11 protein-coding genes are annotated in these 25,215 nt (G+C 62.0%); all 11 read right to left on the bottom strand.

From position 1 onward, the window contains the following. Positions 1-5 precede the first annotated feature (5 nt). Positions 6-227 carry an MbtH family protein gene (locus AO356_RS26565; protein ID WP_060742324.1) on the bottom strand — a complete coding sequence of 74 codons (222 nt, stop codon included), beginning with the start codon at positions 225-227 and terminating at the stop codon, positions 6-8. Beyond that, entirely contained in the window at positions 224-1,843 is a 1,620-nt protein-coding gene (locus AO356_RS26560) for a cyclic peptide export ABC transporter (RefSeq protein ID WP_203225766.1), read from the bottom strand. Before AO356_RS26560 ends, AO356_RS26565 begins: the two co-directional genes overlap by 4 nt. Continuing rightward, positions 1,843-11,118: a non-ribosomal peptide synthetase gene (locus AO356_RS26555; protein ID WP_081015429.1), complete on the bottom strand. Its 9,276-nt coding sequence runs from the start codon at positions 11,116-11,118 to the stop codon at positions 1,843-1,845. Before AO356_RS26555 ends, AO356_RS26560 begins: the two co-directional genes overlap by 1 nt. Next, positions 11,115-11,984: a phytanoyl-CoA dioxygenase family protein gene (locus AO356_RS26550; protein WP_060742322.1), complete on the bottom strand. Its 870-nt coding sequence runs from the start codon at positions 11,982-11,984 to the stop codon at positions 11,115-11,117. The genes AO356_RS26555 and AO356_RS26550 overlap by 4 nt, the downstream gene beginning before the upstream one ends. A gap of 11 nt (positions 11,985-11,995) precedes the next feature. Further along, positions 11,996-13,537: an amino acid adenylation domain-containing protein gene (locus AO356_RS26545; RefSeq protein ID WP_060742321.1), complete on the bottom strand. Its 1,542-nt coding sequence runs from the start codon at positions 13,535-13,537 to the stop codon at positions 11,996-11,998. Then, positions 13,538-16,915, bottom strand: a complete 3,378-nt coding sequence (locus tag AO356_RS26540) for a non-ribosomal peptide synthetase (RefSeq protein ID WP_060742320.1) — start codon at positions 16,913-16,915, stop codon at positions 13,538-13,540. A 100-nt stretch (positions 16,916-17,015) separates the two neighbouring features. Next, the gene (gene asnB, locus AO356_RS26535) at positions 17,016-18,911 is read right to left on the bottom strand and encodes an asparagine synthase (glutamine-hydrolyzing) (protein ID WP_060742319.1); all 1,896 of its coding nucleotides are present in this window, start codon (positions 18,909-18,911) and stop codon (positions 17,016-17,018) included. 3 nt (positions 18,912-18,914) lie between these two features. Then, on the bottom strand, positions 18,915-22,181 hold the full coding sequence (locus AO356_RS26530) for an amino acid adenylation domain-containing protein (protein ID WP_060742318.1): 3,267 nt from the start codon (positions 22,179-22,181) through the stop codon (positions 18,915-18,917). Beyond that, the gene (locus AO356_RS26525; protein ID WP_060742317.1) at positions 22,178-23,158 is read right to left on the bottom strand and encodes a SagB family peptide dehydrogenase; all 981 of its coding nucleotides are present in this window, start codon (positions 23,156-23,158) and stop codon (positions 22,178-22,180) included. The genes AO356_RS26530 and AO356_RS26525 overlap by 4 nt, the downstream gene beginning before the upstream one ends. Before the next feature lie 6 nt (positions 23,159-23,164). After that, positions 23,165-23,641: a hypothetical protein gene (locus tag AO356_RS26520; protein ID WP_060742316.1), complete on the bottom strand. Its 477-nt coding sequence runs from the start codon at positions 23,639-23,641 to the stop codon at positions 23,165-23,167. 58 nt (positions 23,642-23,699) lie between these two features. Further along, positions 23,700-25,214 carry a serine hydrolase domain-containing protein gene (locus AO356_RS26515; protein ID WP_060742315.1) on the bottom strand — a complete coding sequence of 505 codons (1,515 nt, stop codon included), beginning with the start codon at positions 25,212-25,214 and terminating at the stop codon, positions 23,700-23,702. Position 25,215 lies beyond the last annotated feature (1 nt).

The raw sequence follows: 25,215 nt of genomic DNA, 5'->3' as shown, positions 1-25,215 counted from the left end.
GCGACTCAAGAGGAACTGCTCGATGAGTTCTCCATCGCCTTACGCAGGCTGAGCGGACGCATGTCGGTCCAGGTCTTTTCGATGTAATCGAGACACACCGCCCTCTTCCCTTGGACACCGACGGTTCTCCAGCCTGCTGGTATCTCCTTGTAGAGAGGCCAGATCGAATACTGCTCTTCGTGATTCACGACAACATTGAACTCCGTATCTTCATGGTCCCAGCTCATTGATCCTTCTCCTCGATGTGGGTGACCTTCAGGTCCTTCATGTGAATAACAATATCAGCGACAAAAAAATAGTCGGTGTCGTGCGAGACTACAATCACGATTTTGTCCTTTGCCGCCAGCTCTCTCAAAAGCTGTCGATAGAATAGATCACGATAATCCTTGTCCTGATCCGCAGCCCACTCGTCAAAGAGACAGACAGGCTTGTCCTGTGCGACAAGATTCAACAATGCAAGGCGCTTGCGCTGACCTTGAGAAAGACGCGGCGCCGAGCGCCACTCGCTCGCTGCCGAGAGTTTGTCATCCAGCCCAAGCCGCTTTTCCCAAGACGCGAGATCTATGGCAACGTTACTGCGCTGCCCTTCGTAGGGAAGCACGAAAAAATCGCTGAAGATTGCACTGGCGTAATGCCGCAACACGGTCGTCACATCAGGCTTCAGCTCCACACCGTCGAGCAAGACACTGCCCTCACTCGGGGCGTACAAACCTGACAACAGTTTCGCCAACGTAGTCTTGCCGGAGCCGTTACCGCCAGTAATGAAGATGATTTTTCCCGACCTTAACGACAAGTCGATGGGGCCAAGGCGAACGCCCGCCTCGCCTGGTTCCGCCGCATAGTCGAAGCAGACGCTGCGCAGCGCCAGGGTGCGGATCGATGGCGTCACCGACGGCTCCTCCGCACTGCTCGCAGAATGAGCCACATCCAATTGCGCCAGTCGGTCGAGCGCGACTTTTCCGGCCAGGACCGTCGGCACCAATTCCATCAATGCCATGATGGGCGCACGCAACAACAGCAGCACCAAAGCGTAGGTGGTCATGGTGCTCGCGTCGCTGATCGGCATATGCCGCGGCAGGATAGCCACCACCGCTAGCAGCAGGAAGAAGACCAGGTTGTTCCATTGCACCGTCACGCTCCACAACGCCCCGCTCGCCTGTTTGCGCGACGCGAGCCGCGAACTCAGCGGCGAAAGTACCGAGGCGAGAAAGTCTCGCCGCCGCCGTGTGCTGAAGCGGAACTCTTTCGCCCCCTCTATCATGGCGCGGTACAGGTCCTGCATCTGATCTTCGAGCGCCCGCACCTCCCGCAGCGCGCGACTGGTGCGGGCCGAGGCATAGCGAGCAATGACGATGCCCAAAAACAAAACCACCGCTACCAGCGCGAAATGCCAGGGTGAAAGCAACAGCAAGTAACCGAGCCCGAACACCACCAGCCCTATGCAGACCACACACATAGGCAACGTGCCAAGTGCGGTTGACGCTTTGGTAACGTCATCCGAGAGCATGGCGTACATGCGGGAGAACCCCTGTTGCTCATACTCCCGATAGGGAAGCTGGAGTATACGCTGCGCAACGTGGAGCCGTAGCTCGTGCACAAGCCGCACACCCAGGTGCCCAAGCGCAAGCTGCGAGCTGAGGCCGCCCAGGATGCTCACGGCCAGCGCGATGAGGAATATGCGCCATGAGAAGGCAGGTCCCGAGCCAGCATCCGCCAGCACGAGGGCAATTTCCCGAATCGCCAGGATGACCGCGCAGGAAGATGCCAGCCCGGCGATCACACAGAAAACCAGCCAAGAGGCTCGCTCACGAGACACGATGAGAATTCCGGTTTGCATGCTCATTAATCCCTCTGCATAGTCAAAAACTGGAACTCATGGGTGCGCCCCAGGCATGTCTTGATCCATGTGGCCACTTCCTTCGCCCAAGGTTGATGCAGCATCTCGTAATGATGTGCATCGAGTACATCGGTACGCAGGAGCCGTTGTCCAGGCCAACTGGCCGAAGCTCGAGTACTGGCGCCGCGCATACTTTCAATCAGCTCGATACGGCTCTGCGCCGGGATCGTCTTGTTGCCATTACCCGCCTGCAACACCGCGAATGATAGCGATACCAGTTCGGCCCTTGCAGCGTCATCTGCATCGACCGGCAACAAGCCAGAGCCTATCGGTCCGTCAAATGACCTCCCGCTTTTTTCTCCGGATGCTATTGCGCAGGCGACAACGTCCGCCTCAAAACTGTCGATAAGCAATGAAAGTGCCGGAGGTGATAATTTCCGCTCCCCATCGTGCCTCTGGATGTGCGCAGCGAGCGTGCCGCCAAAAGACCAGCCACAAGGCACGAACTTCGTAATGCCTGCGTCTGCGATGGCGCAGGCCAGCTCCAGGCACAGGGCGTCAATCGTGTGGTCAAGCCCCTCATGCCAACGTCGCAGGACGGACAGCGTCAACGATACGGTGTATATGGCGCAGGGCAATGGGGACAGTTCGTCCATCAGCGCGGCATAGCATGCGCCGTCCGCGCCGGGTGGCGCGATAAGGACAAGTGCAGGCAGCGCGGTGTCTCCGGGCTTCCACAGGGTCACTGCATCATTGCTCTCCAACGCGTAGACGTTTGCCCCTCGCCGTTCGATGCACGTGGCGAACAACGAAAGGGTCTGGTGATGAAAAATGTCCCTCACTCGCAGTGCCGTGCCGAAATGCGCAGCTACCTTGTGCAACATCTCGATGGCCTTGAGCGACGAGCCACCGTAATCGAAAAAGCTTCGGTCAGGGTCATTCACAGGGACCTGCAGCACCGCCTCCCAGATGGCCCCGAGCTGGTGAGCGACCGTGCCGGCGGCGGGAAGCGGCGCATGATGACGCTTGGCCTCAACGTCTTCATGGGAACGTGAGAGCTGCCCGCGATCAAGCTTGCCGTTGGCTGTCATCGGCCAGGCTTCGATAGGATAAATAGCGCTCGGTATCATGTAGTAAGGCAAACGGTTGGCCAGATGCTGATGTATCTCCGCACAATCAAGGACGCCAGGCGCATGACACTCGACATATGCATAGATCGCATCGCGCAACGCGTCCTTCAGCACCACTGCGCACTTCACCTGGTCCAGCCCTTGGAGCGTATTCTCTACTTCGCCGAGTTCGATACGATGGCCGCGGACCTTCACTTGGTTGTCCCATCGCCCCAGGATCCATAAGGTGCCGAACGCGTCGCGCTTGGCACGATCCCCCGTGCGATAGAGCCTGGCTCCTGCCTCGAACGGGTTGGGCAAGAAACGTTCCGCGGTCAGATCCGGCGCATCCAGATAAGCGTCCGCCAGGCAGCCACCGCCAATGAACAGCTCGCCTTCCACGCCATCTGGACAGACTTGGAAATCATTGTTCATGACATAGTAAGTCGCGGCCCCGAACGCGCGGCCGTAAGGAATCGCTGGGGTGCGGCTAATCGCCAAAGCGCCCTCCCTATCGCCTATCTCGTAGTGATTCGACCAGATCGCGGCCTCGGTCGCGCCCCCCAGTGCATGCCAGTGCGCATTCGGAAATGGCACGCTACCGGCGGCAGGCAGCTTGACCGGGATCCGGTCGCCACTGAGCATGACCAGGCGTAACGAGTCGCAGCGATAGGCTGCGCCAAGCACCTCGCATCCAGAGAGTGCGAACTGCAGCGCTGCGGGCGCGGAATTCCAGATGGTGATCTCCCAATGGGTCAGGTATGACGCCAGAATGACCGGATCCGCCAACATGCCTCTGTCGGCGACACACACCGTGCCGCCCGCAGCAAGCGTGCCGAACAGATCATAGATCGACAGGTCGAATCCGACGGAAGCACACCACATCAGGCGGTCACCGGTTTTTATACCGAAACGTGCATTAATCCAGTCGATCGTCGAACAAGCGGCTGCATGTCCGATCACGACGCCCTTGGGCATACCCGTCGAGCCGCTGGTGAAGATGACATAGGCCGGCAACCGGGAACTGCGCTGGGCAGACACGCGCTCGTCACTTTCACCAGCCCAGTCCTGCCGACCCACAATGCAACCGACCCCGGGCCAGGCCGGGGCCACGGTGAATGTTCCAAAGTCATAAAGGTGTGAAAGCGCCAAGGGCTGTGCCACGCCTGACAGCGGAGCAAGGAGCGCGTGGGTAGTGACCAGGCGGCGGATAGCGTGGCGCGTGAGAATCCCTTGCAGGCGAAGTAATGGGGTCTGGCTATCGAACGGCACGAAGCAACCGCCCGCCTTGCTGATGGCCAATAACGCAACGAGCAACGACTCGTTTCGCTCCAGGCACACGGCGACTCGTTCTCCCGGCTGCAGGCCATCTCGCAACAAGCGGGCCGCCAACCGATTCGCCTGTGTCTCGAGCGTCGCGTAGCTGAAATCTCCTGCCGTGGTCTTGACCGCAATGGCATCAGGGTTGAGCGATGCCTGACGCTCGAAACCATCCGCCAGGCGCTTGTCAACCACCTGCGGGCCCACGGCGATGCGCCCCACGGACTCTGGCGCGTGTGCAATAGGAAAGGACGCAATGGGTTCCTGCACCTGGTGTCGGAGTAACGCCAGGCAACGGCGCAAATAGTCGCCAAAACGAACGATGGTCTGCGGCGCATACAACTCGGTCTTGTAGTCCAACGTCACCCACAGCCCTTCCAGCGTTTCGTTGCAATGGCAGGTCAGGTCGAACTGTGCACCACGATTGCCCCCTTGCGAGGCGACCCAACGAAGGTCGGGGGTCTCGCTATCGGGCGCGGCACCGTCCGTGTAGACGAAAGCCAACTGGAACATGGGGTGATAGCCCGATGTCCGTTCAGGCTGTAGCCGTTCAACGATCGCATCGAAGCCGGGGGCCTGGTGACGGAAGGCTGCGCTGCATAGCGCGCTCACATTGGCGATGAGATCGGCAAGGGTGTCAGTCGCCACAAATCGTGTGCGGATGACCAGCATGTCGAGGAAATACCCCTGCATCACGTGCGTCGGCAAAGCGCGGCGGTTTGTCACCGGCGTGCCAATGCAAATGTCGCGACTGCCGGTGTGATGGTGCACCGCAAGCTTGAAAAGCGTGAGCAGTCCGGTAAAGCGTGACACGCCAAGCTGTGCAAATAACCGGCCGGCATCCTCCAGCTCTTCCCTTGGCAGGAGAAACGCGTGAGCCGCTCCGGCGTGGCTGGACACCACTGGCCGCGGATAGTCGGCAGGTAACGACAGGAAAGCGGGCGCATCACTCAATTGCGTCGTCCAGTAGGCCAAGTGTTCCTGATGAGCTGGGTTGTTGGCATTTCGGCGGTCCCAGGCGGCATAGTCCACGTATTGCAGTTGCGGCGCCGGTACCCTGTCCGGGCACCCGTAGCGCTGGCCAATTTCACGCGTCAACAGCGCGATGGACGCACCGTCGGTGACGATGTGATGGAATACCATCGCCAGCAACCACTCATCGTGCCCCAGGCGAGCCAGTTGAACCCGCCCGAGGCCTGGACGTGACAGATCGAAGCGATGAGTCGCCTGGTCTTGACGCCAAGCTGACTCGCGGTCCCGACGCACCTGGGGCGTCAGCATGGACCAGTCATCCAGCAACGGTTCTATGGCGGTGGCGTCAGCGATGCTCGCCACAATGTCGCCATCGACGAAATGGAACGAAGTGCGAAATACCTCATGGCAGTGCAAACACGCCCGCACAGCCTGTATCAATCGATCGGCATCCGTCGCCCCATGCAGATGCAGCATGATGGGTACATTGTGGTGTGTCCCCTGCTCGAACTGGTCGAGGAACCACAGCCGCCGCTGCGCCGCGGAAACCGGCAAGTGACTGCCGTCTCCCCTCCTCACCCGCTGGATTGGCCCTGCCGCCGCATCAGGTCGAGCCTGCATGCGTGCAACCCTGGCGGCTTCTTCGACAAACTCGGCGAATACCGGAAATTCGAAGATCGAAGCAAATGGCAGCGCAAGCCCCGTGGAGGCCTCGATGTCCCCCAGCATGCGCAGGGCCAGCAGCGAATGGCCGCCCTGGACGAAGAAGTCGTCGCTCTCGTCCAGATCCTCGACGTTCAGCGCCCTGCTCCAGGCGTCGCGCAGCGCATGCCACAGTAGGTCGGTCTGCACCACTGCCCCGCTCGAGCGCACCGGCCTGCCAGGAACCAGCGACGCGAGCGATTGCAGATCGACTTTTCCGTTTGGCGTAAGCGGCAGCACATCGAGCCTGACAAAACGGTTGATGATCCTGCCATAGGCCAAGGGCCGTGTACGCCCCACATGCTGGCGAAACAAGCGGCGCAGGCTTGCCTCATCAAAGTGTGCCCCGTCCTCAGGCACACAGAATGCGACTACGCCGGTCTCGCCCTCGCCTTCCTGTGCCGGGATCGGTAACACCACGGCATCGCCTACACCGGGACACGCGCGGATATCGGCTGCAAGCTCATGGAAATTCACCCAGATCCCACGCAGCTTCTGCACCCCGTCCGCACGCCCAAGGTAGGACACTGCCCCTTCGGAATCGACTCGTCCGATGTCCCGCGTTCGATACATGCGCGCGCCGGGTACGCCAGAGAAAGGGTCGGGTAGGAAGTGTTCGGCCGTCAATGCGGCCTGCCCGGTATAACCGTGTGCCAGGCCTCGGCCGCCAATGCAGATTTCGCCGGCGACGCCCTCGGGGGCTTCACACCCCATGGTGTCGATCACGTACATCGAAACGTGAGGCGGCGGATGACCGATACGCACTGTTTCGATAGGGCCGCCATTGCGCCGGATGTCTTCGCAGCTCGCATAAATCGAGCATTCCGTCGGCCCGTACAGGTTGACGATCCGGTGCACCTGCGTTTGCTCAAAGATTCGCTGCACCAGATCAGGTGGCAGCGCCTCACCCGCCACATTCAACGTGACCGCCCCAACAGGGAAGCACCGCTGCTCGAGCAAGGCCCGTACCTGGGACGGTGTGCCACTGACGCAGCTGAGCGGTGGTTCGCCCCCGTACGGTACGAGCAAATGGTCCATGAGCACACCGCAACCACCCAGGGCCCAAGGGACAAACATCTCGAACAACGACACATCGAAGCCCAACGAGGTTGCCAACGTGCTGTGTCGGTAGGTCTCGGGATCATAGGTGTCACAGGCCCAGGCGATGAGCGCCAGAATGCCTTCGTGCGGTACGCTCACATACTTCGGCCGTCCAGTGGATCCTGAAGTCCGGAACACCACGGCAGTCGCCTGGGGATGGAGAGCGGCGCTGGGTACCTCCTCCCCGCCCAGGGCCACCAGATGCTCGAAAGATAATATTCGCAGGCCGTTCACTTGCACTGGGTCGTCGGACCGCATCACCAGCGCATCGAGCCGGGCACCGTGGGCTTGTTCGCGCCAAACCTCAATGTCCCCATCGGCGTCCATTGGACAATAGGCCGCACCTGCACGCAAAATGCCCAGCAGGCATACGATGGCCTGCGGCGAACGAGGCATGCACAGGCCGACCCGAGCGTGGTGCCCCAGGCCCAGGGCGCGCAACGCAGCGGCGATACGTGCGGACTGCGTATCGAGCTGTGTGTAAGACAGCACGGTCAGCCGGTCGCGAAGTGCAGCCCGATCCGGCGTGCGCTGCGCTTGTCTATGGACTATTTCCCAGAGGGCCCCCATGCCAACCAGGCTGGGCGCGCTTGCCGCGGCAATCGGCCTTGGTCGCGCAATACTCACGCGCAATGCCCCACAGGTTGAATCCGGCCGCTGCGCCCATTGCGTCAGAACCGAGACATAATCGGCGGCGAAGCGCTCTATCAGTGCCGAATCGAGCAAGTCTTCGCGAAACTCCAGCTCGCCATAGGCCATCCCCTCCACCAGCGTCAGTGTGCAACCCAGCTTGAACTTCGCCTGCGCGGCTGGCTGTCGTACCCCCCGTAAGGAAAGTTCGCCCGGCACGGAGGGCACCGGTGGCAGATTCTGGAACGTAAACATGGTTTCGAACAACGGCGAAGCATCCATATGCCGTTGCGGTTGCAGCGCCTGGACAACCGCCTCGAACGGCGCCGCCCCATGCGCAAGGGCCTCATGCACCGTGTCGCGCGCGACCAACAGCAAATCGCGTAGCGAAGCGGACGCATCAATACGCAAGCGCATCACGACCGTATTGACAAACAGCCCCACTATCCGGTCAGTGCCCACTTCGTTGCGGTTCGCGATGGGTACGCCAATGCTCAGGTCGCTCTGCCCCGTATGCCGCGACAGCACTGTTGCAAAGGCGGCCAGCAACACGGCGTAGACGGTTGCGTTCTCTGCCCCAGCGAGGGAACTCAACTGCTTGTACAGCGGCGCAGACAGCCGAAACCCATGGCGCCCTCCCCGCTGCGAAACGTCCGTTCCCCGGACTCGCGCCGGTAGCGACAACGTAGCGCTCGCGCCCGCCAGTCGCTCGCGCCAGTAGCTCAGGTCGGCCCCGACAGTTGCCTTCACAGCATGCGAGGCTTTCCAGCAGCAGTAGTCGCGGTACTGCCCCGGCAGCGCGGGCAAGGCCCGGTCACCGCTATAGAGGCGCAACCAATCGTCAAAGAGCACCCCCAATGACCAACCGTCCGCCACAATGTGGTGAAGCGTCAGGTACAGGAAATGGACGGCGGGGTCACGGGTCCGCACCAGCAGCGCACGGGCCAACGGCCCCGTGCGCAGGTCGAAAAGCGCATCGACCGCCTGCGCGATCGATGCGGGGGGAGACGACTCTGAGCCAGGCAGCGAATCCCAGAATGTTTCGTTGAGCGCCACACGCTCAACTGGCAGGATGCACTGGCGCACCAGCCCATCGGTCTCCAGAAAGACGGCGCGCAATTGCTCATGTCGACGGACCAACGCCGCGAACGCCGTGCCGAGCGCCTCGGCGTCGAGCGGTCCATCGACGCGATAGACATTTTTCAGGACATAACGGTCGGACGGGCCGATTAGCCGGTCCAGTATCCACATGCGCGCCTGCGCCTCGGACACCGGATAAGACACGCTGCCGTCCGCCTCGATCTGAGCCGAGTGGGCACTGCGTACCTGTGTTTGTTCATACCAAGGCCGTACTTTGGCGCTGGCCTGGTTCGGGTACGTCAAGACGGCAAAGCGGGCTGCAGTGCGGGTATCGAATAGTTGGCGAAGCGTGATCGAGCAGCCGAAGTGGCCGTTGGTCTGCGCGACGATCAATGCCGCCGTCAGCGAATTGCCACCCGAGCCCAAGAAGTCATCGTCCGGACCAAGGGAGGAAATGCCCAAGGCCTGCGACCAGATGTCCAGCACCTGGGTCTCGTGCGGGTCACGCGGCTCTTGGCTGCTCGAGAAGGTCTCGGCCTCTCGACCGGTCTGCCACAGCTCGTCGAGGTCCGGGATACCGCCGATCGACTCTGACACCCATGGAATAATGCGAAAGAGGCTCGGTACACAGAATGCCGGCAGCGATGCGAAAAGATGCCGGCGCAACGCCGTAAGGCGGAATACCCCGGCCTCGACGACCAGGTGGATGGCAAGGCCGCGGGTCTCATCGAAAGTCAGCAGTGCCTGACGAACGCCGGTGACGGCTTGCGCGCAGTGTTCGATTGCAGAGACTTCAACCCGCCTACCCTCCACCTCGAAAAACGCAGGCCTCACCTCGTAAGGCTGAATGCGGCCCTCCGCGGTCCGTCGCGCCAGGATTCCCGTACGCACGACTTCCCCACTTTGGTGGCGGCACAGCTCACCCGCGAAGCCGGGCGGCACTGGGGCTCCCCATGTGTCCTGTACAACCAGGACGCTGCCCTTGTGATCGGTCTGAGTGAACCCCAGCGTTTGCACTGGCGCGCGGGGTTGCGCCGCAGCGTCCGCCAGGATGTTCAGATAGGTGCTGTGCCAAGCCCGCACAGTAGTGGCATTGAAGAGGTCCGCATCGTACTCGAACAAAATCTCCACGCCGTCGTCTTTTTCGTAGGCCGTGACCTTGAGGTCGTAGGCCGATCCAGTGTCGATGCCACCGAACTGCTCAAGCTCAGCATCTGCGATGCGCAAACGCCGGCCCGCTCCCGCCATGAACGAGAACATCGCCTGGGTGAAGGGTACGCGCGCCGGATCCCTCATCGGACAGAGGCGATCGACCAGATACTGGAACGGAACCGCCTGGCGCTGCATGCCATCGAGTGTCGTGGCCATCACCTGTGCGACAAAATCGCAGAACGGCTGCTCGGACCGGACATCGGACACCAGGACAATCGTATTGAAGAACAGCCCCACCGTTCGGTCGAACGTGCCATCTTCACGATTGGCCACCAGGGTCGCAACCGGCACTTGCGAGCACAGTGAAAGCCGCCACAGCAGCACGTTGTAGGCCGCCAACATCACGGGAAACAGGGTGCCACGCGCATCGCGCCCCACCTTCCTCAACGACTGCGAGACCTCCCCCGCCAACCTGCCACTCACAGTGGCACGCCCCAATAGGGGCGTTGTCGGGCGCGGCCGATCGGCCGGGATGGGAAAGCGAACCGGCAGGGCCTGGAGAAGCGCCGTCCAGTAAGCGACCGCTTTGGCACCCTCGCGCGACTGTAGCCAAGCCTCCTGGTGGCGCGCGAACTCGAAGTACGGTGCTGGCGCTTCAGCCGTGATCGAAACGCCGGTGTAGCGCGCTGCCAAGTCCTGCTGTAGCAGCCCCATGGACCAGTCATCGGCCAATAGATGATGCAACGTCATCAACAGGTAGGCTTCGTCAGTGCGGGTGCGCACCAGCGTAACGCGAAACAGTGGTCCTGCCGCGAGATCGAACGGTGCTCGGCCAAAACGTGTACGTATCTCGGCCAGCCGGGCTTCGATCTCGATGGATGGCAGCCCGGACCAGTCATGCACAAGGCAGTCGACCGGCATAAGGCCGTCGAAGCGCTGCACGACACCTTCCGCGCTGTCGGTAGACGGCACCAGCCGGATATGCAACGCCGGATGCGCAGCGAAGGTTTGCGCCAGGCTGAGCGACAGGCGTTCCAGGTCGATCTGCCCGCGCAACAGCAGCATGTCAGTCATGTGGAAGTGCTCGGCTTGAGGATCGAGCTGCATCGCGCGGTACATTTGCCGCTGTCCCCAGGTAAGCCGCGCCTGCCAGGTGTGTTCCGAACCTGGCGAAGGCTCCAGCCGATCTGCCGATGGTTGATCGTTCGCGCTCATGGGACAGACCGGAAGTTGTCGGCGAGCGTCTGCGGGCTGGATAACGCCCAGGAGACGGGATCACCGTGCTGCGCCTGGCGATGTTCCTGACGCCGGAAGTAGTCCGCGCCGAACCCGGGCGACGTGAACATGCCGTAGTAGAGCCAGCGCCCACCCTCGGTGAACTTCTCTGCACGGTGGTAGCCGCGCGTATCGGCAAAGACAAGTGTGCCGCAGGGTCCGCCGCATGAAACGGACATGGCCTCCAATTGGGCGCTGTCGATAGTTTCGCGACTGCCGCGAAGACTTCTATGATGAGTGCCGCGAGCGTAGCGCATGGCGCCATTGCGTTCGTTGACGTCTTCGAAGTAGACAAAAACACGCATGACCATCGCGTCGCAGGCGCCGTCACGGTGCCACTTCCCGTTCTCCGAATGGTTGGAGAATGCGTTCCTGAACACCGCATACTTACGCAGTTGGGTGAACATCCCGAAGTAGCCATTCACGATCTCGAGAATTGGCGACTGGCACGCGAAACGGGCAAAAATACTATTGGGATCGAAGTGAGGATATGAGCCAAGCACGTTGGACATGAAGGCATAGGTCTTGGCCTGGTCCGAGCCGGCAGGTACGACTTTGCGGCTTCGCGCCTCGACATACTGTGCGCGCTCGCGCAGTTCGTCGAACAAGCGTTGCATGCCCGGAAAACGGTCAATGCTACTCAAGGCCAAGCCATTTTCGTTGAGCTCTTGCATAACGCGCTGCCCCTCTGCGCAGAGGACGCTGCGGTGATCACGAAATTCGCGCGTGGCACGCCGATTCAGCAGGTTACGGTACAAATAATCGCATTCGGCGATACGGTGGAGAAGTCGGTTGGCGATACGCAAGTTTGTGGCTCCTAGACTTCGAAAGGTTTCAACATGCCCAGCAACTGCTCGACCCCGCGGCGATCAGTCTTGCCACGCGCATTACGCGGCATCTCGTACACGAATTCGATAAAGTTGGGGACCATGTAACTCGGTAGCGTCGCCGACAAGCGCTGCCTCAGATACCCGGCGAGCTCCACGTTCATGCCTTGTTCTTCAGGCTGCACGAGGGCAACCAGTTCGGCGCGAGCGCCCTCCTGGTGCAAAACAACCGCGGCGGCCCGCACACCCGCTTCGCGCAGCAGCGCGACTTCAATCTCCTCGGGCTCGATCCTGTGCCCGCGCAGCTTGATCTGCAGGTCTAGCCGACCCAGGTATTCATGGACACCGGCGCGGCAACGGACGCGGTCGCCACTGCGATAGAAGCGACCGCCCAAGGCCGGAAGCTCCACGAAGGCAGCCGCGGTCGCTGCTGGCGCGTTGATATAGCCCATTCCGGTAGCGACACCCCCGATCAGCAGTTCGCCGCTCTCCCCCTCAGGGACACATTCAAGATCGGCATCGACGATATGGAGTACCGCGCCCGGTATCGCTTTGCCGATCGGAACACTATCGCCCAGCGGGGCGCGACGCATCAGATGGTGGGTCACGTCGACACCACACTCCGTGGGGCCATAGGCGTTCATCAACGGGACTTCACAACAATCAAACCAGCGGCGCACCAGTGCCACCGGCAGCGTTTCGCCAGCGGTGACCGCGACCCGAAGCCCCTCGCCCATTCCACCCGGACGGCGCGAAACGGCATCGACGAACACGGACAAGTAACTGGGAACCGCTTGAAATACCGTTACGCTGCGGTTGACCATCGCTTCGAGCAGCGAGGGTGGATAGGCGACTGTCTCGCGGTCCATCACCGTCACGCAGGCGCCCACCAGGCCCGCGGCCAAAAACTGCCAAACCGACAGATCGAAGCCGAACGGCGCCGTCTGCGCTATCCGGTCATCGTGGTTCAGGCCAAGGTCCTCGACCTTGGCCCACAGATGGTTCAGTAAATTGGCTTGCGAGAGCACAGCGCCCTTGGGCTCGCCACTTGAGCCCGAAGTGAAAATCACATAGGCCGGGTCTTCGGCACCACCGCCAGTGAAACTTTCATCCCACAACGGCCCCAGCGCCGCCCACTGTTTCAGATCGACAACGGGGCAGTCTGCTCGCAGATCGCCCCCATCGGCTTCCACCAGCACCCGTGCGCATCCGCTCGACGCCAGCATGCGTTGCCTGCGCGCCAGCGGTAGCAGGGGGTCGAGCGGCACGTAGGCGGCACCCAACTTGAACAACGCCAGGATCGCCGCAAGCGTGAGCACGCCGCGCTCGCAGGCGATGGCCACGAAAGCGCCCCGCTCGACGCCTGAGCGCCGCAGTTCAGCGGCGAAGCGGTTCGCCATGCCGTCGAGTTGGGCATAACTGGCGCAACCGTCGCGATCCTCCGCGGCCGGCAGCGCGGCATGCGTGCGCGCCGTGGCTTCGAACAGACGGATGTAAGGGGCCAATGTCCTCGATGTATTGGTGCAAGCCATTTAGAGTTCAATGTCCTCGAAGCTCGACGTATCGCATGTCCACGCAATCAGCTCACTCAGCCCTGCAATCGTGACAGCCTCGAACACGTACCGGACCTCCAGCTTCACGTCCAGCTCGGACTGGATCCGCTTGACGATCTTGACCGCGCTGAGAGAGTGACCGCCCAACTCGAAGAAGCTGTCGTAAATGCCGATGGCCTGGCCGGCTGGCAGATCCAAGACATCCCGCCAGATGACGATCAGTTGGCGTTCCAGATCGGTCCTGGGCGTTCCGTCGGGCTTGGTCCCGGCCGCTTCCTGCGGGCTCTCGCGCTCGGCCAGCGCGACGCGATCGATCTTGCCGGTACGGCCACGCGGTAGCTCGTCGAGCTGAACGATGCGCGCCGGCACCATGTAAAACGGCAGCTTCGCCTGGAGGACTGTGCGCAACTGCTCGGACAGCGGCGCCTGCACCGTCTTGCGCTTGACGGGAAAGCGCGCCCTCAACAGCTGCGCCAACCGACCGACTTTCTCCACGGAAAGTGGCTGCGCCTTCACATAGGCCAAGAGAATGGGCTCGCCATGTGGGCTGGCCGAGACGACCACCGCGGCCTCCTCGACCCCTTCGATGGCGGTCAGCGCATACTCGATCTCTGCCAAGTCGATCCGGTAGCCGCGGATCTTCACCCGATGGTCGCTGCGCCCCAGAAGCACAAGCTCGTCCCTCTCGTTCCAGGTACCCAGGTCGCCGCTGCGGTAAAGTCGCGCACCGGGCTCGCCGAAGGGATCGGGCATGAATTTCTCAGCCGTGAGCCGCGGGTTGCCGAGGTAACCCTGTGCCAGACTCGCACCACCTATGGCGATCTCCCCGGTCACGCCGGTGGGCACCGGCTGCTGGTAGGCGTCGAGCACGTGCAGCACGGTGTTGGGTGCGAGGCGCCCGACAGGCACCAGGCCCTCGCCCTCGCTGCCATCGCAGGCATGGAAACTCACCGGACAGGCCTCTGTCTGCGCATAGCTGTTATACAAGGTCGCACGTGAGGCTTGCGCAAAACGCGACGTGAGCTGTCCGTCCAGATTCTGCCCGACGCAATACACAAGCTTGAGCTCCGGACAGCGGTCCAACAAACGTTCGTCGAGCAACACAGACAGCACTTGCGGCACCACGCTGAAATGCGTAATCCGGTGCTGTTGCAGCATTTCGCCCAAGTAAATCGGATCTTGATGCCCGCCTGGTCGGCACAGCACGACGGCCGCACCGTTGAGCAGTGGCCACAACAGTTCGCCCACCAACCGGGCCGAGCTCGTCGGCGCATTCAAGAGCAGCCGATCACCCGGCCCGATCGGATGAGGACAGGTTTGCGCTAGTTGGCCGTTGAGCACGCCTGCATGGGAAAGCACCACTGCGTTAGGAACGCCTGTCGATCCCGAGGTCATGAAGACGAATGCGGGGGTTTGGGCAGGAATGTGGCGTCGCAGCGTCTTCGCACCGCAGCCGGCCTGCGCCTGTCGCGAAATCAAGTGCTGCGGCACAGTCCCCGCGATATCGACCTCGGCGTCGCACAACAACATCTCGATGCCATGGGCCTGTACCGTCTCCTCGATGCGTGCGACCGGTGCCGCGGCATCCAGCAGCATGCTCAGATCCCCGGCGCGCAGGGCAGCCAGCAGTGAAACGACCATCCCTGAGGATCGATCTGCAAGAATCCCCAGACGGCGCTGTGGCTCGCGGTCAGCGCGTTGCGGCAGTGCTGCGAAGGCGGCGCATGCCGAGGCCAGCTCGCGATAACTCAGTGTCGTGCCTTCGTCCACCAGCGCCGGCTGATCGGCAAAGCGCCGCACGGCTTCCTCGAAGCAACTATAGATATCGGTGGGCGGCCCTCCCGCGCACGCCTTGCCACGCTGGGCCGCCTGCCGCTCGGCAAGCTCCTCGGCGGTCAGCAGAGGCAGCTCGTGGATACCCACGTGCGAATCATCAACCCCCTGCTCCAGCACCCGCAGGAAATCCCGAATCATGCGTTCGACGCGAGCCTGCGAGAACAGCTCCACGTCATACTCCAGCCCGCCCAGCACCTTACCGTCGCGTTCACGCAGGTACATGTAAATGTCGTACTTGGTCGTCGGGTGCGGAACCGTGAAGCGTGGCTTTTGATGCAGCGTACCGGTGTTGATTTGGGGCAGTTGGATGTCCGCCCACTGGATGTTCTGAACGGAGAAGAAGGCCCGGAACAACGAATAGCGGCTCAACTGCTGGCCTTTACCCCGTGTACCCAGAGCCTCCACCACCGCCTGGAATGGCACGTCCTGATGCTCGTAGGCTTCGAGTGCCGAAGTCTTTACCCGTTGCACCGCCTCGCGAAACGGCGTGTTATCGCCCAACTCAGTGCGAAGCACCAGCGAATTGATGGTGAAACCGATGACGTCACGTAGCTCATCGCGCTCGCGATTGGCATGCGGCGTACCCACCATGATGTCAGTCTGGCCGGTGTGGCGCGAGAGCATGATCTTGTAGGCGGCCAGCAACACCATGTAGAGGGTCACGCCCTCGCGCTGGGCGAAGGTTTTTACCTTTTCCAGCAGTGGCGCAGGCACCAGCACCAGGCTGTTGTTCGCCCGGTGACTGCGCTGCTGGGGAACGGGGAAATCAGTGGGCAGTTGCAATTGCGGTGCGTCTTCGAGCCGGCCTACCCAGTAAGACAGCTCGCGCGCATACCTGTCGCTGTCGCACTGGCTGCGCTGCCAGATCGCATAGTCGGGAAACTGCACCGCCACCGGCGGAATCGAGCAGGGTCGGCCATGCAGAATATCGTCGTAGTGAATCCGTACCTCACGGTCGATGATGGCCACCGACCAGGTGTCGCAAATGATGTGGTGGAGAGACACCAGCAGCACGTGCTTACCAGGTGCCATCGTCAATAACGTGAAGCGGATCAGCGGCCCATGTTCGAGATCGAACTGGTGAGCGGCCTCCTTATCGACCAGCTTCCATCCGCTCGTTTCCCTTAGCGCCTCGGGCAGCGGTCGCAGGTCGACACGCTCCAGCACGGGCGGCCAGCAGTCGTGCACCACATGCACCACGGCGTCGGCATCCTGCCGGAATGTCGTGCGCAAGATCTCATGGCGTTCGATCATCCGGGCAACGGCCAACAGCAGCACCGCCTCATCGATCTCGCCTTCGGGCAGGCCCATTGGGTAAACCACATTGTGCGCGGTGTCGCCGCCGGCATAGCGATCGATGAACCAGAGCGGCTCCTGATAGCTGCACAGCGGAGTGCGAGCCTGAGGCGCACGCGCGGGGATGCGCAGCGGCTGTTTGGTCGCCAGCCCCTTATCGGCCAGCAGCGTACGGTAGCGCTCGAGTTGCTCGGCGGACAGAAGCAATGTGTCTAGCGTGCTCAAGATCTGATCCCCATCGTGTCGCGCTGATGCGCCTGTTTGTTTGAAGGTTCCCCCACCCTGAGGATGAGAAAACGGACGTCGAAAATCGCCATCGCGGTGTTCACTCAGTCACCGCGAAGCATTGCTGCAATACGAAAAAACTCAGCGCCATCGTCAGCAGGCTGTCCACGCGTTGCGCCATTTTCCCCGACAGCGACGGCAGTCGCGCCTCGAGCCGCAGAAGCTCTTGTACATCGAAGATCCCCGAATGCTTCACAGAACTGTCGTGCAGCACCTCCCGCAGGTAGCGTCGGAACGGACCGTCGCCAGGCTGCGCGAAGACCGCTGGGGCCTCGAAAGGTCGCTTGGCTGCGCAACGCGCCGCCTCGGGCGTCAACGCCGCGACGGCCTCACGCAGAAAACGCTTGTTCTCAGCCCCCTCGACAAGCCACTCATCAGGCAGCATGGCCGCGACAGCGGTGACCCGGTTATCGAGAAACGGGTAGCGCGTTTCGATACCGTGCGCCATATCGAAACGCTCGGACACTAGGATGTGGTTCGCGAACATCGACTTCTGCCACAGGTGCAGCGATCGGCGCAGACCAGACGCTGCGGACGCGCCCGTTTGCTGCATGAGCACCTCGTAGGGATTGAAGTGGCGAAACGCTTCAAGGAACTGCGTGCGCAAAAGAGGGCGCAACCCACTGCGCTGGTAGTTCCAACTGGCAAGCAGATAGGGCACCTGGCCGCCAAAACGATCGGGGTCCATGTCAAAAAGAGGCAGCGGCTGGCCCAGCTCGGCCGCCAACCCCTGACGCCCCCCCTCCAGCACCTGGGTCATCAGGCGAGCGTGGTTGTGCGAGCGCGCACAAAGCCGCTCGACGCTTGAGAAGCTGTATCCTGCGAACAACTCATCGGCGCCATCACCCGCCAGTACTGCCTTATAGCCGCTACTGGCCAACACCCGCCCCAGGATCCAGCGTGCAGCGCCAATGGTGTTGAAACCGATGGTCTCGGCATGGCGCACCGCATCCGCGAAGTGGTCGACCAGTTGCGCCTCGCTGACCGGGACGACTTCGTGCCGCAGCCCCAGGCTGGCCGCAATACCGGCGGCCTGCGTTGCATCGTCGGTGCCGGCGCCGAAGTCGACGGTGAAGGCACTCAGCCCTTCTCTTCCATGACGTGCAGCCAGTGCGGCCACCGTAGCCGAGTCGACGCCCCCACTGAGGTAGCAAGCCACGGGGCCATCCCCCTGGAAGCGATCCTGCACAGCATGGCGCAAGCCATCGACCAGCCGTGGCATCCATTCGCGCGGCGCAGACGCGAGGTGCTGCCGCGCCGCGTCGTGCGCCTCGTCCACCGCGCTCAGCAGCGGTGTGACCCCATAGCCTTGCGTGCTCCATTCAAGCACATGACCCGGCGGCACTTGGTGAATGCCCTCGAACAGCGTCTGGGCTGGCCCGATCGAGGCGAAGAAATGCTGGAACAGCGCCGCGTGGTCCCAGCGGGGCTGCGCGCCAAGCGCGATCAGCGCCTTTATCTCCGAAGCGAGGTGAATGCCTTGGTCCGAAAGTCGATAGAACAATGGCTTTACGCCCCAGCGATCCCGGATGGCAAACAGCTTGCGCCGCCGCGCGTCCCAGATCACGCCGGCGAACTCCCCGTTCAGCTCACGAACATAATCAATACCCAGCTGCAGGTAACCGTGCGCCACAACCTCGCAATCAGAGTCGGTGGCGAAGCACGCGCCGGCAGCTTCCAGTTTTTGGCGCTGCGCCGCGTATTGGTAGATCTCGCCATTGACGACGACATGCACGTCATCCGTGTGGAAGGGCTGCGTCTGTTCGCGGGCGCCGACCATCGCAAGACGATGAAAACCGATGCCGCACAGGCCGTCCGCCGACAACCACGAAGCGCGACCATCAGGGCCACGGTGGCGCAGCGTGTCGAGGGCGGCGTCCAGCGTGACAGTGGGCACAGGTGCTTGGTGATGGCAGGCAACGACGAATCCGCACATAGATCAAGGCTTCCCTGGCAGATTCTGGCCGTGGCGCAACGTACGCGGACGCCGCCCCTGCCACTTGGCTGGCGCATGCTTAGGTCCCACTGCCGGGGTGTTCTCCCCTTCCGCCAGCCAACGGGCGAGGCTTCGTGCAGTTGGAAAGGTGTAAAGATCCACCAGTTCGGGCCCGGTGGCGGCGAGCGCCGAGAGACGGGCATGCAGCCGTGCCAGAATGATCGAAGTGGCGCCCAGTTCATGGAAATTCTTGTCGGCCTGCACCTGCGGCACATTCAGCTCGGCGCACAACACAATCAGGATTTCATTCATCCATCGAGCTTCATCCAAGCCCCGGGACGGATCTCGTGACGCGAGGCCTGATGACAGTTCCGCACTCAGTGCATCCATGTCAGGCTTGCGATTGCGCGTGAGGGGAAACGCGACGCGGTGAACGAAGCGAACCGGCAACATGTATTTCGGCAACACCTCACGGGCGTAAGCCGCAAGCCGCAGTCCCGGCAATGGTTGTCCATCGACCGTCGTGTAGGCGGCACAGAGGCCTTGTCCCGACAGATGCAAGCAGGCCAGTTGCTCGATCCCCTCGCACCCCGACAGTGCGTGCGCGATGGCGTCTAGCTCGACCCGGTAACCGTTGAGCTTCACTTGCCGGTCCGCGCGCCCGATGAACTCAAGTCCATGGGCGTGCGTGTAGCGCACCCGGTCGCCCGTGCGGTACATGCGCTCCCCGGCGAACCAGGGATCAGGCAAAAAGCTCGCTGCCGTGAGCCCCGGCTTCAAGTAACCTGCCAATTGCGGGCCACCCAGGTACAGCTCGCCAACACAATGCTCCGGAACCCATTGCAGCGTGTCGTCAAGGACATAGGCTCGCAGCCCCGCGAAGGGCTGGCCAATGCGCGCTCCCGGCCGGCCGTCGCCAATACGCGCACAGGTGGCCCACACCGTCACTTCAGTTGGGCCATAGAAACTCCAGGTTTCCAACCCCAGTACCGCAAAGGCACTGGCCAGCGCCGGATCGACCGCGCTGCCGCCGATACAAACCGTGCGCAGGCGTCCAAGGCCGTGACGCTCCAGCCAAGGTGCCAACAGGCGACAAGCGGCTGGCGTCAGCCCCAGGTGCGTAATGCCGTTACGTATGATCGTTTCGTGCAATGCGTTGGGTGACGCGATGCACTGCTCATCAAGTACCGTGAGCGTGTGACCATGGACCAGCGGACCGAACACCTCCCAAATGGCGAAATCGAAACTCGCGTGGTGCGCCAGGGTCCAGTGCTGCTCCTCGCCCGCAAACATGAATCGGCTGGCCGCAATCAGGTGATGCAGGCTCGCACGCGAGACGGCTACGCCCTTGGGCGCGCCGGAAGAACCGGATGTGTGGATCAGGTAGGCGGTCTCGAATGGATGGACCACAGACAACCGGCCAAGTGGTGCACCCTGCGCCCTCTCGCACCAACGCGCATAGAGGAGACCCGGTACCGGTAGCCCGGCAGCCACCTCGGCCTGGGAGGATGAAAACACCACGCCGCGCAAGCCGGCGCCCTGACAAGCCTCCACCAACCAGGATTGTGCCTGGTCGGGATGCAGCGGTGCGAAGGTAATACCCGCTCGCAAAGCCGACACCATCGCCAGTACGGTGTCGATTCCCCGCTCCATGAGGATGCCTATGGGACCCTCGCCTGGCATGAGGCGCAGCAGCTCGATCGCCATGCGCCGAGTGGTGTCCTCAAGTTCGGCATACGTGAGCGCCTGGTCGGCATACCGTACGGCTGTCACCCTCGCCCTCTCTCTCCCATGTAGAAGCAAGGCTTGCTCGACCAGATCTTCTGCGGGTTGCGGCACGATGCCCGCCGGACAACACCAGGCAGGCGGCTGCACGAAGCCCAGGGTGCCAAGCGGCACCGCCGGCAGCTCGGCGAGCCGCGCCGCAAAGGTGGGCAACTGTTCAATGCAACGGTCGACGAAATGCGCAGGCACGCAGGTTGGGTCATGCTTCAGGCCACAGGTCCAGGTTTCGTCCTGGGCATACACCGTCAACGCAAGCTCGTACGGCGAGCCTCGCTGCTCGACCAACAAGAGCTGCAACCAAGCGTCGTGGGCGGGTGCAGGCATCACGTTCCAAACGAACGCGACCTGGGTGAGCGCGGTCAGTCCCGGACGCAGCTCGTGCACCCGGGCCCGTTCACGCAGCACCTGGAACGGCACCGCGGCCAGCCGCACAGCCTCGCGCACCTCTGCCTGATTGCGCCGCAGCAGGTCGGCAAAGCTGTCCTCGGCGACCAGTCGTTGGCGCACCGGGAGCACGTTGGCAAAATAGCCGACAGTGTGGCCGAACAAGCGACGTTCCCGTCCATGCATGGGCGTCGCAACGCTGATGTCCGCTGCAGCGCAATTCACATGCAGCCATACCTGAAACAGCGACAGCATGACCACATAAGGTGTGACCCCATGATCACGTGCGCAACGCAGCAGCGTCTCGCGGACGGACGCGGGCAGAACGAAACGACGCTCCCGGGACCCGGTGTCAGGCATGGACGCGCGCAGGGTGTCCCCCCCAAATGACAGCGGCTGCGGTGGCGAAGCCATGCGCTCGACGAAGGCAGCGATACCCGTCTCTTTTTTCGTCATGAACATCTGTTGCGACGTTGCCAGCGACCAGGCGTTGGCATCGGCCAGGAACGCATCCTGAGCCTCAAGCGGTGCCCCCTCCTCCTCGGCATGGAGCGAGTGCAACTCGCGCAGCAGCAGCGGGAACGACAGAAAGTCGATGACCAGATGGTGCCCGGTAAAGACCAGCAGGCCGACGGTCTGCCCGGCGTTGCCATGGGTGGAGGCCGGCGCGTACCCGACGCTGCCGGCCGCCAGTGCATCAACCGCCTCGCGACTGGCGATCAGCAGGACACAGTGAAAGAGCGTCGCTGCGGTAATCTGGTGGGCACAGCTGAAGCGCTCATCGATAAAGGCCGACAGTCGAGCATGCGACCAATTGCAAGCATCCTCGAACGGTAATAGCTCGGCGTCGCTCAAATCCTGCAATGCGAGCGGATGGGCTAGTGCGTTACCCGTCGCGTCTTCGACGATCTGGCAACGAAGAATCTCATGGCGCTCGAGCAGGCGTCGATAAGCGCGCCGCAAGGCCTCGAGGTCGGGCAGCGTTCGTGTACGCGCGATCCCCAGCATTCCATACGTCTGGGCATCGGGAAACAGCCGCTGATGTCGCCACAGCGATTGCTGGTTCATCGAGAGCGGATGCCCCACCCGCGCCGGGCTCATGAGATGGAACCTCCCACCAGCGAATGCAGGCAGGCCTGGTCATCGTCGAGTTCAAACCAGTTGCGAACCGGCTCGAACGCGAAATCGCCAATCGCGCACAGGCCGATGCCACAGGATGGCGCACGCATGCGCAGCAACTGTGCCATGGCGCCGGCCTCCAGCAGGCAGTAGTCGCGTGCACGGTCGCCATAGGAAGGTTTGATGGCTGCCGGACGCGACACCAGGTAAATGGCAAAAGCCGCGTCACGGTAAAACGGTGCGTTGAAAAGAGGCTCATAGAGCGACTCGTCGAACACCAGGTCCGGTGACAGCAGCCAAAGCTCTCTGCGAAGCGGATGGTAGTAATAGAGCCCGCACGGCAGACCGTCTACCCTCCCAGCCTTTGCGTAGAGGTAGGTTTGCACTGGATAGAGTGCGCCTGCCGAGGCATACCCTGCATGTGCGGACGCACCTCGCTCCGGCAGCTTCAGGGCATCGAGCAATTGCGCAATGCCTGCCAGCGCCAGCGGTTCGTGGCCAAATGCGCGTACGCTGGCGCCCACGATTTCGACTGGCGACAGACCTTCAGCCAGCATCACCACGGGCCAGCCAGCGTCGTGGCGGATACCCGTGACGGCAGGTAAATCCAGGTGCGCAGTCTCAGTCACCGCCTGGGAGGCAGCGTACTGTGCGGGTTCGTGCGCCTCGCATTCGCGTGTTGCCTCGACACTTTTTGCCAACTCAGCGATCGAAGGTTCGAAGCTCACGTCCTCGAACTTCAGGCGCAACCCCATTTCATCTTCGATCAGGTTGATGATACGTACCAACTCCATCGAGTTGGCACCCAGACCAATGATGTTGCTACCCACATCAGGCACCACGACCCCGAGCACCGTTTCGACAATGCGTCGAATCCGCTCGACAGTCGACAGTGGCCCGCCGGGCTCCGCATCGATAATGGGCAAAGCCTGATTCTCGAGTTCTCGGGAAAGGGTCATGGGCTGTCAGTTCTTCGCTGCATCGGTTACGACGGGAGCATTCACCTTGTGCTGCTCCACCAAATACAGCTCATAAATCGGACGACGAACGTACATGCCCTCGCCGTAGCCATAGTTCGTCTTCGCGCCGACCGGATGTTCACCGCTCGTCACCTTTTGCAGGAAGGCATCGTACGCAGCACGATCACGCCAGACCGTGACGTGCTTTACGGGAGCCGACGTGTCGCCAGTGGCAGGCAACAGTAAATAGGACTCCATCAGACCGTCGAGATGCTTGGATTGGGCTGCATATTGCTGCTTGTAGAAATTCTGGAATTCCTGCTGCTTCGTCGGATTGACGTAGACGCTGACGATCGATACGACCTGCCCGGCGGAGGTGCTCGCCTGGGGCGCACTCCCACCGCTCGGTTCGGCCTGAGCCCAGGCCTGTCCGCAGGTCAGCGCGGTGAGAAGCCAGAACGTAGCAGGGATCAGTTTTTTCATTTTATTGGTTCTCCAACAGGGAAAGGTTGTCGTAGCCGCCAAGGCCCCGTCAGGGCGCTCAGTTGATTGTTTGCATCAAGTCGTCCATCAGCCTGCGCATGACCCAGTTGCCATCGGACGCCGTCGTGCCAAGCCGCACCACGATCAGATCGCGATCAGGCACCACTACCAGGAACTGCCCTTGGAAGCCGCCCAGGTAAAATGTCCCTTTGGGCACGTGATCGCCCAACGAGTTGAGCCAGTAGCCGGAACCGATCTCCGTGCCAATAGGCAGATCCTGGGCGACAGTGGGACGCAAACTGTCCTGGAGCCACTGTGGAGGCAGGGACACGTCGGAGCGGTGCTTGCCGCGATGTTCATCCAACAGGAAAAGGCCGAGCCGCCCCCAGTCCCGGGGACTGGCGAGCATGAACGAAGACAGCATGTAGTTGCCGTTGGGCGCCGACTCCAGGATTGCGCTGGTCATCCCCAGCGGCTGGAAAAGTTGGCGGTACGGAAACACCAGCGGATCTTCGTCATGTGCGCGCAGGGCCTTGGCAAGTGTGGCGGACAGCAGCTCGTACGAGCCGCCCGAATAACGCCATGCCTGCCCGGGCAGTACCGTCTTCGGCTCGGCGAACGAGCGAGGCGCGCCCGAAGTGCCAAGCACTGCGGCCAAGGCATCCGCATTGGGCAGCGACTTACCCGCATCGGCATGAAGCATCGGCTTCGCGAGCGGCTTGAGCGCCGCGTAGGAAGCCGGGTCGGGCGCGGAGGTCAACATGACCATCAGATCGGACATCTCGCCCAGATACCCCTCCGCCCAGTCGAGGCCTGAAGTCATTCGCAACAGCTGATCGACCGAAATGCCCTTGCGTGCATCGTTCGGCTCTGTCCCCCACTCCGGTCGTAGATCGGTGCTCTGCGGCGTCAACCAGCCACGCTGTACCAATAGCCCTGTCATGAGGTTGGCGACACCCTTGACCATCGAATAGCCAGGCAACGGCGTGTCCGCCGTCACGCCCTCGGCATACTGCTCGCCAATGACCTTGCCATGATGGATCACCAGTACGGCGCGCGTGCTCTTGAGCAGGGCCGAATCATCCTCCATGAAGGCACGCTCCAAAATGTCCTTGAGTTGCGGGTGCGCCTCCACCGGCAATGCCGCCGGATGCGCCGCACTGGACTCGAGCACTTGGGGATAGGACTTCGGCGAGGTCGTGCGTTCGAGCAGCGGCGACGGCGTGTTATCCAGGGTACAACCTAACCCTTCACGGTATTGGCTCACTCGCTTCCCCGAGCGCATCAGGGTCGAAACCGTGTGGCGCTCGCGGTCGATTTCAACTGTAAAGGGGGGCATGGTCGCCAGGTCTTGCAAGCGGATCTGGTTTTCGTTCAGCCCCGAGACGAAGACGCCCGAACACATGATTTTCGAATAGGCCGAAGCCGCGACGAAGAAGGGATTGGGCCCGGCCGGCCTGGACGGATCATCCGCCGCTACCGCCGATACAGAGGCGCCGAACAGCACCGCCACCGTCCATCCGGCGTAGCGCTGGCCAACCTTCGAGACGCTCGAGAAAAATCTGGGAGTCATA

It is taken from the genome of Pseudomonas fluorescens (assembly GCF_001307275.1).
GTDB lineage: Bacteria > Pseudomonadota > Gammaproteobacteria > Pseudomonadales > Pseudomonadaceae > Aquipseudomonas > Aquipseudomonas fluorescens_AA.
This window is presented reverse-complemented; position numbering and strand designations above follow the sequence as displayed.

Excerpts from the sequence above, each read along its gene's own strand:
- AO356_RS26530 (WP_060742318.1), bottom strand. The coding sequence starts at position 22,181 with ATGAGCCCGGCGCGGGTGGGGCATCCGCTCTCGATGAACCAGCAATCG.
- AO356_RS26560 (WP_203225766.1), bottom strand. The coding sequence starts at position 1,843 with ATGAGCATGCAAACCGGAATTCTCATCGTGTCTCGTGAGCGAGCCTCT.
- AO356_RS26555 (WP_081015429.1), bottom strand. The coding sequence starts at position 11,118 with ATGAGCGCGAACGATCAACCATCGGCAGATCGGCTGGAGCCTTCGCCA.
- AO356_RS26525 (WP_060742317.1), bottom strand. The coding sequence starts at position 23,158 with ATGACCCTTTCCCGAGAACTCGAGAATCAGGCTTTGCCCATTATCGAT.
- AO356_RS26565 (WP_060742324.1), bottom strand. The coding sequence starts at position 227 with ATGAGCTGGGACCATGAAGATACGGAGTTCAATGTTGTCGTGAATCAC.
- AO356_RS26545 (WP_060742321.1), bottom strand. The coding sequence starts at position 13,537 with ATGGCTTGCACCAATACATCGAGGACATTGGCCCCTTACATCCGTCTG.
- asnB (WP_060742319.1), bottom strand. The coding sequence starts at position 18,911 with ATGTGCGGATTCGTCGTTGCCTGCCATCACCAAGCACCTGTGCCCACT.
- AO356_RS26515 (WP_060742315.1), bottom strand. The coding sequence starts at position 25,214 with ATGACTCCCAGATTTTTCTCGAGCGTCTCGAAGGTTGGCCAGCGCTAC.
- AO356_RS26520 (WP_060742316.1), bottom strand. The coding sequence starts at position 23,641 with ATGAAAAAACTGATCCCTGCTACGTTCTGGCTTCTCACCGCGCTGACC.